The sequence below is a fragment of the Amycolatopsis sp. NPDC051758 genome, assembly GCF_044453095.1.
Classification (GTDB): domain Bacteria; phylum Actinomycetota; class Actinomycetes; order Mycobacteriales; family Pseudonocardiaceae; genus Amycolatopsis.
Genome location: NZ_JBITCJ010000020.1, coordinates 47,768 through 59,619, shown reverse-complemented (window position 1 = coordinate 59,619; position 11,852 = coordinate 47,768). Strand labels below are relative to the sequence as shown.

The window sequence follows — 11,852 nt, the reverse complement described above, 5'->3', positions numbered from 1 at the left end:
GCGGCGTGGGACAGCGGGACCATCGTTAGGGAACTTTCCTAACAATTGCGGACGATCGTAGCGGTCCGGTCACCGGGAGAACAGGGGCGTTCCGGTCAGACCCGGGTCGCTTGCCATGCCGCCGCGGCACGCAGGGCCAGCAGGAGCGGCAGCGAACCGTCCTCCCAGATCCGCTGCGGGAGTGCCTCGCTCAGCGGGACACCGTCGCTCAGTGCGGCCCCGACCGCCGGGAGGTCGACGTCGAAGAGCGTCAGCCCGGCGCTGTAGAGGCGCTCGCCGCTGACCGGGCGGCGCGCGGCGATCTCCGTGCTGTCGACCGCCAGCTCGGTCACGCCGAAGAACTCGGGCTTCGCGCCGCGTTCCATCCAGCGCGCGAACCCGACCAGCTTCGTCTCACGAACGTCTTCGGGTTCGAGCCCGCTCTCCTCACACAGTTCGCGTTCCATTCCGGCGCAGACGGCGGTGTGGAGGGAGCGGCGCGGGCCGCCGTCGGGGGTGCGCAGGTCCCGAGGCTCGAGCGAGCCGCTGCCCGACGGCGCGAGCAGCAGCCCGCTGACGGAGTTGAGCGACGACTGCCGGACGGTGACGAGCTTGCCGTCGGTGGTGAAGGCGACGGTGGAGACGCCGACGAGATCGGCCAGCGTGCTGCTGCCGAGCTCCCGGAGCGCGCCGTCGGTGTCGGTCAGTTCGGCCTTGCGGAGGTCGTACTCCTCGCCGGTGTCCGCGCGGGTAATGCGGAGCGTGCCGAGCTCGTTCGAGCAGACGGCGTCGAAGAACCGGGCGCGGTGCAGCCGGATCGGCGCGGGCCGCGTGCCGGCGGCGGGCAGTGGATCGCCGCGCATGCCGACGATGGGGCCGTTGAACAGCAGCCGGCCGCGCGCCCGCAGCGGCAGCACGTGCGGCGCGGTCGCTTTGAGGGCGGGCGGCAGCCGGTAGGGCTCTTCGGCGACGGCGATCGTGTGCCGTTGCGTCCAGAGGTCCCGGTCGATCGCGTCGCTGACCAGCGCGGTCCCGCGGGCGGGCACAGCGAGGTAGTCCGACGGCGGGTAGGCCGACGGCGGCGGCAGTTCGGCGGTCGGGAAGGGCGCCGCGATGGTGGTGAACTCGAACCCGGCCCAGCGGCGGCGCAGCAGCCGGACATCCCGGGTGAAGGTGGCGACACCGAGCCCGAGCGCGACGACGGAGAGCACCACCCCGACGGCGCTCGGCAGGATGGTGACCACCCCGAGCAAAACCCCTAGCCCGGAGGCGGCGAGCGGCCACTCCCGGGCGCCGATGAAGCCGAGATAGTCCGCCTTCGCCCGGGCGCGGCGCGTCAGTTTTCCCATCGCCGCACTGTTTAGCACGGCGGCGGCGCTGCGTGGGGCGAGTTTCAGGCTTCCGCGTCGAGGTAGACCCAGTGGCCGTCCGCGCGCCGGAACCGGCTGTTCTCCTCGAGGAAGCCTTCCCGGCCGCGGTGGCGGTAGTGCGCCCGGAACTCGACGGTGCCCTCGGTGTGCAGCAGGCCGCCGTCGGTGCGGCCGAGGATCTCCAGCCGCGTCCACTGCTGACCGGCGTCGAGGGCCAGCCGCCGCGGCCGGGTGTCCGGGTGCCAGGTGCGCAGCAGGTAAGCGGTGTCCCCGACGGCGAAGGCGCTGAACCGCGACCGCATCAGCAGTTCGGCCGTCGGCGCCGCGAGACCGCCTTCGTGGAACCGGCCGCAACAGGCGGCGTAGGACTCGGCGAGGCCACACGGGCACGGGGCGGGAGGCATCGGCGAATTGTGCCACGGCGGGCCGGCCGGCGGAACGGCGCCGCGACCGTCCACTCAGGACTAATCGGCGTTGACGGGCTTCCCGGAATCCCGTGCCTCGTGCGCACCCCGCACCGCGAGCTTGTCCGCCCGCTCGTTCTCCGGGTGCCCGGCATGCCCCTTGACCCACAGCCACTCGACCTCGTGGCCGCCGACCGCCGCGTCCAGGCGCTGCCACAGGTCCGCGTTCTTGACCGGTTCGCGCGCCGTCGTCTGCCAGCCGTTCTTCTTCCAACGGGGCAGCCACTGCGTGATCCCGTTGCGCACGTACGTGCTGTCCGTGAACACGCGCACCTGCGACGGCCGGGTCAGGCTCTCCAGCGCGCGGATCGGCGCGGTGAGCTCCATCCGGTTGTTCGTGGTCGGCGTGGCCTCGCCGCCGTAGAGCTCGCGCTCGTGGCGGCCGTAGCGCAGCACCGCGCCCCAGCCGCCCGGTCCGGGGTTCCCGCTGCACGCACCGTCGGTGTAGATCTCCACGTCCACGCGGCGACCCTACCGGTCACGACCCTCGCCCCCGGCCGCCACGCCGGGTTACGGTGGAGATCCGGAGCGGAGCGGGAGGCCTCCGATGAACGCGCACGACGACTCGGTGGACGGGGCGCTCCTGGCCTACCTCGCCGACCCCGATCGGGACTACCTGCTCGCCCGGGGCACCCGCCGCCGGTTCCGGGCGAACGACGTCGTGCTGATGGAGGGTGACCCGTCCGACCACGTCCACGTGCTGGTCGCCGGCTGGGTCCGGGTCTCCACGATCGTCGAAGACGGCCGTGAGGTGCTCTTCGGGCTCCGCGGTCCCGGTGAGGTGCTCGGCGACCTCGCGGCGGTGACCGGCCTGCCGCGGACGGCGTCGGTCCGGGCGATCGAGCCGTGCACCGTCTTCCAGCTGAGCGGCGCCCAGTTCGTCGCGGTGCTGCGCAACCGGCCGGAGATCGCCATCGCGACGATCAAGACGGTCGCGGCCAGGCTCCGCAACGCCGAGTCGGCGCGGGTCGACTCCGCCGCCTACGACGTGAGCCGGCGGGTGGCGGGGTTGCTCGTCCGGCTGGCCGAAGAGCACGGCCGCGCCGTCCCCGAGGGGGTCGTCGTCGAGGACTCGCTGTCGCAGACCGACATGGCCGCGCAGGTCGGCGCCGCCCGGCGGACCGTGGCGCGGGCCCTGCACATGCTGCGGGAGCGCGGGATCGTCGAAACCGGCCGCCGCCGGATCCTCATCCGCCAGCTGCGCGTCCTGCGCGCCCTCGCCCGTTCTGAGCCAAACGGCACACAAGGCCCGTGACAGCGGGCATCTGACTCCCGCCGCCGCCCGGCGATTCTGGAGCCCGGCCGGAAAGAAAACGATGCCGACCGGCCGGATTTCATTTCGAGCGAGGTCGGGGAGTGCTTGTCGTGAACGTCTACTGCAGGATTTTGACCCTGGTGAAATCGGTCTTCGCCGCGTTCGTGGTCGGTGCACTCGCGGGATTCCTCGCGGCCACCGGAAACGCGGCGGAGCCGGACGCGCAGACGTCCCGCGGCACCGCCCCGATCTCCGCCTCGGCCTGGGCACAGCGATGAGGAGGTGTGTGATGGAGAGCCACTCGATCTGGGCGCTGATCTTCGGCGCCCGCTGACCCGCGGTGCAGCCCGGCCGGCCGACTCGTGGGGGGCCGGCCGGCCGGGCCATTCCGCGAAAACGGTGTCCGGAATTTGTCACCCCGGCGCGGAACCGCCGCTGGTAATCTGAACCGTTCTTTCCGACGCGGGACCGGGAGGGGGTGGGATGACGCCGGAGAACTCCGCCGCGTTCGTCCCCGAGCTGAACGAACTGCGCCGCGGCCGCGGGCTCGACGCGGCCGACCTGCACCAGCGGATCGGCCCCGGGCTGCGGACGGCGTGCGGCATCACCGAAACCGACCAGCCCGCCGACGCGCGGCACAAGCTCGTGCTGCGGCTCACCGAGCTGTGCGGCCGGCTGCCGGCCGACCTGCGGCTGGCCGCGTTCGCGGCGTTCGGCCTGCACGAAGAGGCCGCGGGGGAGTTCCTCGACCGCCGGATCTCGTGGCTGGCCAGCGTCCTCGACCGCGACCCGCGCACCGCGCGGCGCCGCATCGACCTCGCGTTCCGCCGGCTCGACGAGCTGCTCGGCGCGCCCCCGCGCGGCCGTGACCTGCACCCGCTGGCCGGCTGGTACGTCGAGTCGATGAAGGCGATGGTCCAGCTCGACCGCGACCCGCCGGACCTGCAGGAGGAGCGCCGGATCGTCGCGGAGGTCGACGAGCTCGACGAGCTGGTGCTGTCGTTCAGCGTGCCGGCCGAGCCGGGCAGCGACCCGGTGCCGGACATCACCGCCGAGGTCCTCTTCGGCGGCGAGATCGTCGAAGCGCGCCAGGTTTCGGCCAGCCACGCGCAGTTCATCATGCGGCTACCGAGCCCGTTGCGCCTGGGCCAGCGCCACGAATACGGCATCCGCTTCGCGCCGCGGCGCACGTCGCTGCGGCCGTACTACGTCCTGACCCCGCTGCGCCGCTGCGAGGAGTTCTCGGTGCGGGTCCGGTTCGACCGCGCCGACCCGCCGGCCCGGGTGTGGCGGCTCAACGGCGTGCCGGGACGGGTGATCGACGACGGTGTCGACTCGGGTGACGCGCTCACGGTCAACCGCGTCGGCGAGGTCGGGCTCGAGTTCCACGAGCTGCACCAGGGGCTGAGCTACGGTCTGCAGTGGTCGTTCGCCCCGCGGGAGGACTGAGCCCGCCATGCGCACCGTCCCGGTGGCCGCGACCGTCGTCCGGATCGGGATCGTCGCGCCGAGCCGCGGCCGCACCGCCCGCGCGGTGCACCTCGGCGTCACCCTCGACGGGGTGCTGGACGAGGTGTTCGAGCAGGTCCCGGTGCCCTACCGGACGCCGACGTGGTTCCGCCGGCCGGAGGGGGACCACACCACGCTGGTCATCCCGCCGTCGGTGCCGCCGTGGTGGGTCGTGACGGAGCTCGTCGGCCTGCTGGCCGAGGCGCTGCGGCGCCGGAACCGCCACCTCAACGAGTTCGGCAGGCTGCGGTTGCGGCTGGCGGCCGACCACGGCGACGTCGTGCTGCGACCGCCGCACTTCGGGGGTGCGGCGGTCGCGCTGTCGACGTGGCTGTGCGAGGCCGAAGAGTTGAAGGCGGCGATGACGGCGGTGCCGGAGGCCGACCAGCTGCTGATCGTCTCCGACCGGTTCCACGCCACCGTCGCCGACGCCGCGGAGTTCCGGCGCGTGGTCGTCCCGGCCGGCGGTGAGCGCGAAATCGCCTGGCTGCGCGCCGGTCCGGATACTGGGACGCGGAATACCGGCGCGGACGGCGGGTTGGCACCGGGGTAGCCGACGGGAAGGGCCCCGCGATGAGCACGTTCACCGAGGACTGGCAGGACTGGAAGACCCGGCGCGAGACGGACCTCGCGGCGCCGCACGGCTGGCTGGCGCTGGTGTCGCTGGACTGGCTGACCGACGAGCCGCGCGAGTACCCGGGCATCCCCGGCCGCTGGTGGCAGGACGCCGACGCGGCGTACGTCGACCCGGCGGGCGGTTCGCTCGAACACGAAGGCGCCGCGCTGACCGACGTCCGGCGGTTCGAGCTGGTCAACAGCGGCGCGGGCACCCGGGTGCTGGCCGGCGACGTCGAGATCGAGGTGGCCCGCCGGTCGGGGTACCTGATCCGCGTCCACGACCCGAAGGCCGAGGTGCTGCGCGGATTCCACGGGATCCCGGCGTTCGAGCCGTCGCCGTCGTGGGTGGTTTCGGGCCGCTTCGAGCCGTTCGACGCGCCGCGGCCGACGACGGTCGGCGCCGTGGTGGAGGGCCTGAGCCACGTCTACACGGCGCCGGGCCTGGTCCACTTCTCCCACGACGGCGCGTCGCACACGCTGACCGCGTTCAACGGGAAGGACGGCGGGCTCAGCATCCTGTTCACCGACGAGACGAGCGGCACGACGACGTACGCGGCGAACCGGTCGTTGCCGGTGGGTGCGCCTTCGCCGGACGGGTCGGTCACCCTGGACTTCAACCGGGCGGTGAACCTGCCGTGCGCGTTCACGGACTTCGCGACGTGCCCGCTGCCGCCGGCGGGCAACCACCTGCCGTTCGCGGTCGAGGCGGGGGAGAAGATCCCGTACGAGCGCGGGTGACTCCCCCGCCCGCCGTCAGTGGGCGACGTCGACGACAACGCGGTTGGGCGCGGTGAGCGTGAAGACGTTCACCGCGGTCCTCGACCGCACGCCGAGCCCGATCGTCAGGTGGGCCTCCCAGTCCCCGATGACGGCGACGGCCATGACGTTGGCGAGGTTCCGCGTCCGGAACTTCTGCGGCCCGGGGTAGGTCGGGTTCCCGTTGTCATCGTGCGCCGCGGCGTACGGCACGGTGACGTTGATGAAGTACTCCCCGGTGAGCCACACGATTTCGCCGCTCGGGTCGGCGGTGAGCTCGTCGACGAGCTGGTAGCTCGGGACAGGCGTGGCCCCGGGGCCGAGGTCGAGCACGATGCGGTCGAACCCGGGGTTGTTACCGGTCCGGATGCCGGTCAGAGTGGGAACGCCGGGCACAGCGGCATTCGAGGGAACGGCGGCGGCAAGCGTCCCGGCGAGCACGATCGTGACGGCGAGGAGCGCGCGTCTGACGGGTCTGGACATGGTGGACCTCCTGGAGTGAACCGGCGGAAGTCCCAGCGCTGGGGTCTTCGGGGGACGTCCGGTTCGTCCGGGGAGTTGCTTGGTGGGCGGCTTTTGACTGCTCAAGCGTTACCCTGCTGCTCCGAACGAGATGGAACCGGATCGGAGGCCCACGATCACCGTCGGCGAGAAGGACCTTGCCTACCTGCTCGACTACGCGCGAGAAGACTGGGTGGGGATGTCACCGATCAGCGCGGTGGCCGGCACCATCGCGGGACAGGGCGCGACATCCGACGAGCTGACGGCGGCGCTGCTGGCCGTCATCGGTGACCTGATCGACCGCGGCGCGGTACCCGGTGACCTCGTCGCGGAGGATCCGGGCTTCACGCCGTGGCCCGGCACCAAGGAGGAGCGCCTCCGCCGGATCGCGGCCGAGACCGCGGAACTCGGGCGGCTGCCCGAAACCGGCGAAGTCGCTTGGCTCCACGACCCGTCGATCTAGCCGAGCTCACCAGCCGCGCTCGCGCCACTCCTTCAGCTTCGACCGCTCCGCACCCAGCGTCGAATCATCCCCGTGCCCCGGATAGAACCACGTCTCATCCGGCAGCTCGTCAAACACCCGCGACGACACATCGTCCAACAGAGACGAGAAGTCCTCCGGCGACGTAGTCCGCCCCACCCCACCCGGGAACAGCGAATCTCCCGTGAACAGGTGCGGGTGCCCCGAAGGATCGCGGTACAGCAGCGCGATCGACCCCGGCGTGTGCCCTCGCAGGTGGATCACCGAAAGGGTGACCTGCCCCACGGCGAGGGTGTCCCCGTGCTCCACGAGGAAGTCCGGCGGCACCGGCAACGGCGAAGCGTCCAGCGGATGCGCCGCCGTGTTCGCGCCGTTCGCCCCCGCCACCGCGCCCAGGGCCTGCCAGTGGTCCTGGTGCTGGTGGGTCGTCACCACCGTCTTCAGCGCGGGCCGGTCCGGGCCGTGGCCGATCAGGTCCGAGATGCGCTCCGGGTCGGCCGCCGCGTCGATCAGCAGGGCTTCCTGCGAGGCGCGGCACACCAGGAGGTACGTGTTGTTGTCCATCGGGCCGACGGACAGCTTGGTGATGGTCAGCGCGTCCAGGGTGCGCCGGGTGGCGTCGCCGCCCGGGTCGACGTGCCCGGTGTAGGTCTCCACGATGTTCACCCTGCACACGGTAGTCGTTTCGCTCCAAGCGGTTCCACCCGCACAAGCGTGCGCTCACCTCGCCACGTAGGCTCGGGAAGCCCAGCCCGCCGACCCCAGGAAGACCGTGCCCACCACCCCGACGGCGCCGCGCCGGATCAGCTGGGACCTCCTCCGCGTAGTCGCCGTTCTCGCGGTGATCCTCGGGCACGTCACGCACCAGGGAGCGCTCCTGCACCCCGAACTCACGGGGTACCCCGTGCGGGTGACAGCGCAGTTCGGGGCGGCGATCCTGCTGGTGATCTCGGCCTTCTTCGTTTGCGCGAGCCTCCGCAAGGGCAATCCGCGCCGGTGGCTGTGGAACCGCGTCGCGCGCCTCGTGCCGGCCTACCTCGTCGCCGTCCTGGTGACCTACGTCGTGACGCGGTGGGCCGCCATCTCCTTCAGCGGCCTGCCCTACCCGCCCGGTGTCACCGGGTTCCTCTTCGGCGTGCCGCAGGGGCCGCCGGCGAACCCGTCGCCGTGGTACATCCCGACCGGGCTGGACCTGGTCGCCAACCTCGGCATGGTGCAGGAGTGGGGTGTGCGCTCGGCCACGTTCTACTACCTCGACGGCTCCTACTGGACGCTACCGGTGCAGCTGCTGGCCTTCACCGGCGCCGCCCTGCTCTGGCCGCGGTCGTGGCGCACGCATCGGCTGACCGTCGCCCTGCTGTGGGCGCTGATCCTCGTCCCGCTCGCGCTCCGCTTCCTCGTCTTCGCGCCGGGGACGGCGAGCCCGGTCGTCGAGACCTTCTACTACGGCCTGGGCCTGCACCGGCTGCACGTCTTCGCCATCGGCGTCGCGCTGTGGCTGTGGTCGCAGCGCCGGCTCAAGACATGGCATGCCGGGCTGTTCGTGGCCGCCGCGGTCGCCGCGCAGGACCTGCAGGTCTTCCCGTTCCACGTCGCGCTGCCGCAGGACGCCGAGCGCTGGCCGTCCACGATCGGGTTCGCCGTGCTCCTGCTGCTGGTGTGCCTGGCCGCCCGCGGCCCGGACTGGCGGTTCCCCGGGCTGGCGAGGATCGCCCCGGCCGTCACCTGGCTCGCGGGCATCTCGTATGGTCTTTATCTGGTGCACCAGGAACTGGGCTACGTCCTGGCCCGCGCTCTGCTCGACGCCGGCCTGCCCGGCTGGCTGCGGCTCCCGTTGGTCGTCGGCGCCGCCGTGCTGGCCGGCTGGGCGGTCACGGCGGGGGTCGAACGGCCGGTCCACCGGTGGCTCACCACCCGCCGGAAGCCGGAAGAACCGCAGGTCAAGGACGCGGAGCCAGTTTCTGTCGGTGGTGGCTCGTAGCATGGAGAGGCCGCCCGTGCAGCCTCCATCCGGGCCGGCAACCGCAGCTGAGAATGACACTGAAGGGACCCTGGCGTGGCTGATCGCCTCGTTGTTCGCGGTGCCCGCGAGCACAACCTCCGCGGAGTGGATCTCGACCTGCCCCGCGACAGCCTGATCGTGTTCACCGGTCTGTCCGGGTCCGGGAAGTCGAGCCTCGCCTTCGACACCATCTTCGCCGAAGGGCAGCGCCGCTACGTCGAGTCGCTCTCGGCGTACGCCCGGCAGTTCCTCGGGCAGATGGACAAGCCGGACGTCGACTTCATCGAGGGCCTCTCGCCCGCGGTGTCGATCGACCAGAAGTCCACCTCGCGCAACCCGCGCTCGACCGTGGGCACCATCACCGAGGTCTACGACTACCTGCGCCTGCTCTACGCCCGCGCCGGCAAGGCGCACTGCCCCAAGTGCGGCGAGCCGATCAGCAAGCAGACCCCGCAGCAGATCGTCGACCAGGTGCTGGAGATGGACGAAGGCGTCCGCTTCCAGGTGCTCGCGCCGGTGGTGCGCGGGCGCAAGGGCGAGTACGTCGACCTGTTCGAGAACCTGCAGCAGCAGGGTTACGCGCGGGTGGTCGTCGACGGCACGGTCCACGCGCTCACCGACCCGCCGAAGCTGAAGAAGCAGGAAAAGCACCAGATCGGCGTGGTCATCGACCGGCTGAGCGTGAAGTCGAGCTCACGCCAGCGGCTCACCGACTCGGTCGAGACGGCGCTGCGGCTGGCCGACGGCCTGATCGAGCTCGAGTTCGTCGACCTGCCGGAGAACGACCCGCACCGGATCCGCGGCTTCTCCGAGAACCTGGCCTGCCCCAACGGCCACCCGCTGGCCATCGAGGACCTCGAGCCCCGCTCGTTCTCCTTCAACTCGCCCTACGGCGCCTGCCCCGAGTGCACCGGCATCGGCATCCGCAAGGAGGTCGACCCCGAGCTGGTGGTCCCGGACGACGAGCTGTCGCTGGCCGAGGGCGCGATCGCGCCGTGGTCGGGCGGGCAGAGCGCGGACTACTTCGTCCGGCTGCTCGAGTCGCTGTCGGAGACCATCGGCTTCCGGATGGACACGCCGTGGCGCAAGCTGCCCGCGCGCGCCCAGAAGGCGGTGCTGCACGGCGTCGACGAGCAGGTGCACGTCCGCTACAAGAACCGTTACGGCCGCCAGCGTTCGTACTATGCGAACTTCGAGGGTGTCATCCCGTTCCTCGAGCGGCGCCAGGAGCAGACCGAGTCCGAGTACATGCGCGAGCGGTACGAGGGCTACATGCGCGAGGTGCCGTGCCCGGCCTGCCAGGGCACCCGGCTCAAGCCGGAGATCCTCGCCGTCACGCTGCAGCACAAGAGCCGCGGCGACATGTCGATCGCCGAGGTCTGCGGGCTGTCCATCGCGGAGGCGTCGCAGTTCCTCGACGAGCTGGAGCTGGGGCAGCGCGAGTCGATGATCGCCGGCGCGGTGCTCAAGGAGATCCAGGCGCGGCTGCGCTTCCTGCTGGACGTCGGCCTGACCTACCTCTCGCTCGACCGCGCGTCGGCGACGCTGTCCGGCGGCGAGGCGCAGCGCATCCGGCTCGCCACCCAGATCGGCTCCGGCCTGGTCGGCGTGCTGTACGTGCTGGACGAGCCGTCGATCGGCCTGCACCAGCGCGACAACCACCGGCTGATCGAGACGCTGACCCGGTTGCGGAACCTGGGCAACACGCTGATCGTCGTCGAGCACGACGAAGACACCATCCGCTCCAGCGACTGGGTGGTCGACATCGGCCCGGGCGCCGGCGAGCACGGCGGCCACATCGTCCACAGTGGACCGTACAAGAAGCTGCTGAAGAGCAAGGAGTCGATCACCGGGCAGTACCTGTCCGGCCGCCGCAAGATCGACGTCCCGGCGATCCGGCGGCCGATCGACAAGAAGCGGCAGCTGACCGTCGTGGGCGCGCGTGAGCACAACCTGCGCGGCCTGGACGTCTCGTTCCCGCTCGGCGCCCTGGTCTCGGTCACCGGTGTCTCCGGCTCGGGCAAGTCGACACTGGTCAACGACATCCTCGCGACGGTGCTGGCCAACAAGCTCAACGGCGCCCGCCAGGTGCCCGGCCGGCACACCCGCGTGAACGGCCTCGGCCACGTCGACAAGCTGGTGCGCGTCGACCAGTCGCCGATCGGGCGGACCCCGCGGTCCAACCCGGCCACCTACACCGGCGTCTGGGACCACGTCCGCAAGCTGTTCGCGGCCACCACCGAGGCGAAGGTCCGCGGTTACCAGCAGGGCCGGTTCTCGTTCAACGTCAAGGGCGGCCGCTGCGAAGCATGCGCCGGCGACGGCACGATCAAGATCGAGATGAACTTCCTGCCGGACGTCTACGTCCCCTGCGAGGTCTGCAAGGGCGCCCGGTACAACCGGGAGACGCTGGAAGTCCACTACAAGGGCAAGACCGTCTCGGACGTGCTCGACATGCCGATCGAGGAAGCGGCCGAGTTCTTCGAGCCGATCAAGGCGATCCACCGGCACCTGGCCACCCTGGTCGACGTCGGCCTCGGTTACGTCCGGCTCGGGCAGCCCGCGCCGACGCTGTCCGGCGGTGAGGCGCAGCGCGTGAAGCTGGCCAGCGAGCTGCAGAAGCGCTCCACCGGCAAGACGGTCTACATCCTCGACGAGCCGACCACCGGCCTGCACTTCGAGGACATCAGCAAGCTGATCGGCGTGATCAACGGGCTGGTCGACAAGGGCAACACGGTGATCGTGATCGAGCACAACCTCGACGTGATCAAGACGTCCGACTGGATCATCGACATGGGTCCCGAGGGCGGCAACGGCGGTGGCACGGTGATCGCCGAGGGCACCCCCGAGCACGTGGCCGGTGTCGAGGCCAGCTACACGGGTGAGTTCCTGCGCACCGTCCTCACCCCCGAATAAG

General features: G+C 71.3%; 13 protein-coding genes. 8 read left to right on the top strand and 5 right to left on the bottom strand.

The features are described 5' to 3' along the window. Window positions 1-95: 95 nt before the first annotated feature. Genes ACIA5G_RS50280 through rnhA form a run of 3 tightly spaced genes read right to left on the bottom strand, consistent with a single transcriptional unit; the run spans window position 96 to window position 2,275 of the window. Entirely contained in the window at window positions 96-1,328 is a 1,233-nt protein-coding gene (locus tag ACIA5G_RS50280; RefSeq protein ID WP_395937042.1) for a hypothetical protein, read from the bottom strand. A gap of 44 nt (window positions 1,329-1,372) precedes the next feature. After that, on the bottom strand, window positions 1,373-1,753 hold the full coding sequence (locus tag ACIA5G_RS50275) for a YchJ family protein (RefSeq protein WP_395937040.1): 381 nt from the start codon (window positions 1,751-1,753) through the stop codon (window positions 1,373-1,375). Between the two features lie 60 nt (window positions 1,754-1,813). Next, a complete protein-coding gene (gene rnhA, locus ACIA5G_RS50270; RefSeq protein WP_395937038.1) occupies window positions 1,814-2,275 on the bottom strand; it encodes a ribonuclease HI in 462 nt (153 codons plus the stop codon). A gap of 85 nt (window positions 2,276-2,360) precedes the next feature. Here rnhA and ACIA5G_RS50265 point away from each other — a divergent pair, with 85 nt between their 5' ends. The 5 genes from ACIA5G_RS50265 (at window position 2,361) to ACIA5G_RS50245 (ending at window position 5,933) form a co-directional block, all read left to right on the top strand. Then, the gene (locus ACIA5G_RS50265) at window positions 2,361-3,068 is read left to right on the top strand and encodes a Crp/Fnr family transcriptional regulator (RefSeq protein ID WP_395937036.1); all 708 of its coding nucleotides are present in this window, start codon (window positions 2,361-2,363) and stop codon (window positions 3,066-3,068) included. 110 nt (window positions 3,069-3,178) lie between these two features. Further along, window positions 3,179-3,346: a hypothetical protein gene (locus tag ACIA5G_RS50260; protein WP_395937034.1), complete on the top strand. Its 168-nt coding sequence runs from the start codon at window positions 3,179-3,181 to the stop codon at window positions 3,344-3,346. A 205-nt stretch (window positions 3,347-3,551) separates the two neighbouring features. Next, window positions 3,552-4,517, top strand: a complete 966-nt coding sequence (locus tag ACIA5G_RS50255; RefSeq protein ID WP_395937032.1) for a hypothetical protein — start codon at window positions 3,552-3,554, stop codon at window positions 4,515-4,517. A gap of 7 nt (window positions 4,518-4,524) precedes the next feature. Then, window positions 4,525-5,130, top strand: coding sequence for a hypothetical protein (locus ACIA5G_RS50250; protein ID WP_395937030.1), 606 nt, complete (start codon window positions 4,525-4,527; stop codon window positions 5,128-5,130). A gap of 20 nt (window positions 5,131-5,150) precedes the next feature. Then, on the top strand, window positions 5,151-5,933 hold the full coding sequence (locus ACIA5G_RS50245; protein ID WP_395937028.1) for a DUF1684 domain-containing protein: 783 nt from the start codon (window positions 5,151-5,153) through the stop codon (window positions 5,931-5,933). A gap of 15 nt (window positions 5,934-5,948) precedes the next feature. On the opposite strand, the gene ACIA5G_RS50240 is transcribed toward ACIA5G_RS50245, so the two are convergent. Continuing rightward, a complete protein-coding gene (locus tag ACIA5G_RS50240; RefSeq protein ID WP_395937026.1) occupies window positions 5,949-6,434 on the bottom strand; it encodes a hypothetical protein in 486 nt (161 codons plus the stop codon). Between the two features lie 130 nt (window positions 6,435-6,564). Between ACIA5G_RS50240 and ACIA5G_RS50235 the strand changes: the two genes are divergently transcribed. Continuing rightward, on the top strand, window positions 6,565-6,915 hold the full coding sequence (locus ACIA5G_RS50235) for a hypothetical protein (protein WP_395937024.1): 351 nt from the start codon (window positions 6,565-6,567) through the stop codon (window positions 6,913-6,915). A gap of 6 nt (window positions 6,916-6,921) precedes the next feature. On the opposite strand, the gene ACIA5G_RS50230 is transcribed toward ACIA5G_RS50235, so the two are convergent. After that, window positions 6,922-7,599, bottom strand: coding sequence for an MBL fold metallo-hydrolase (locus ACIA5G_RS50230; RefSeq protein ID WP_395937022.1), 678 nt, complete (start codon window positions 7,597-7,599; stop codon window positions 6,922-6,924). Between the two features lie 106 nt (window positions 7,600-7,705). Between ACIA5G_RS50230 and ACIA5G_RS50225 the strand changes: the two genes are divergently transcribed. Then, complete coding sequence (locus tag ACIA5G_RS50225; RefSeq protein WP_395937020.1) at window positions 7,706-8,914, top strand: acyltransferase family protein; 1,209 nt, start codon at window positions 7,706-7,708, stop codon at window positions 8,912-8,914. 75 nt (window positions 8,915-8,989) lie between these two features. Further along, entirely contained in the window at window positions 8,990-11,851 is a 2,862-nt protein-coding gene (uvrA, locus tag ACIA5G_RS50220) for an excinuclease ABC subunit UvrA (RefSeq protein WP_395937018.1), read from the top strand. The last annotated feature ends 1 nt before the right edge of the window (window position 11,852 follow it).

What these genes read in the sequence shown, in the direction of transcription:
- ACIA5G_RS50275 (WP_395937040.1), bottom strand. Translation starts at nt 1,753, where the DNA reads ATGCCTCCCGCCCCGTGCCCGTGTGGCCTCGCCGAGTCCTACGCCGCC.
- ACIA5G_RS50235 (WP_395937024.1), top strand. Translation starts at nt 6,565, where the DNA reads ATGGAACCGGATCGGAGGCCCACGATCACCGTCGGCGAGAAGGACCTT.
- ACIA5G_RS50240 (WP_395937026.1), bottom strand. Translation starts at nt 6,434, where the DNA reads ATGTCCAGACCCGTCAGACGCGCGCTCCTCGCCGTCACGATCGTGCTC.
- ACIA5G_RS50280 (WP_395937042.1), bottom strand. Translation starts at nt 1,328, where the DNA reads ATGGGAAAACTGACGCGCCGCGCCCGGGCGAAGGCGGACTATCTCGGC.
- ACIA5G_RS50265 (WP_395937036.1), top strand. Translation starts at nt 2,361, where the DNA reads ATGAACGCGCACGACGACTCGGTGGACGGGGCGCTCCTGGCCTACCTC.
- ACIA5G_RS50250 (WP_395937030.1), top strand. Translation starts at nt 4,525, where the DNA reads ATGCGCACCGTCCCGGTGGCCGCGACCGTCGTCCGGATCGGGATCGTC.
- ACIA5G_RS50255 (WP_395937032.1), top strand. Translation starts at nt 3,552, where the DNA reads ATGACGCCGGAGAACTCCGCCGCGTTCGTCCCCGAGCTGAACGAACTG.
- ACIA5G_RS50245 (WP_395937028.1), top strand. Translation starts at nt 5,151, where the DNA reads ATGAGCACGTTCACCGAGGACTGGCAGGACTGGAAGACCCGGCGCGAG.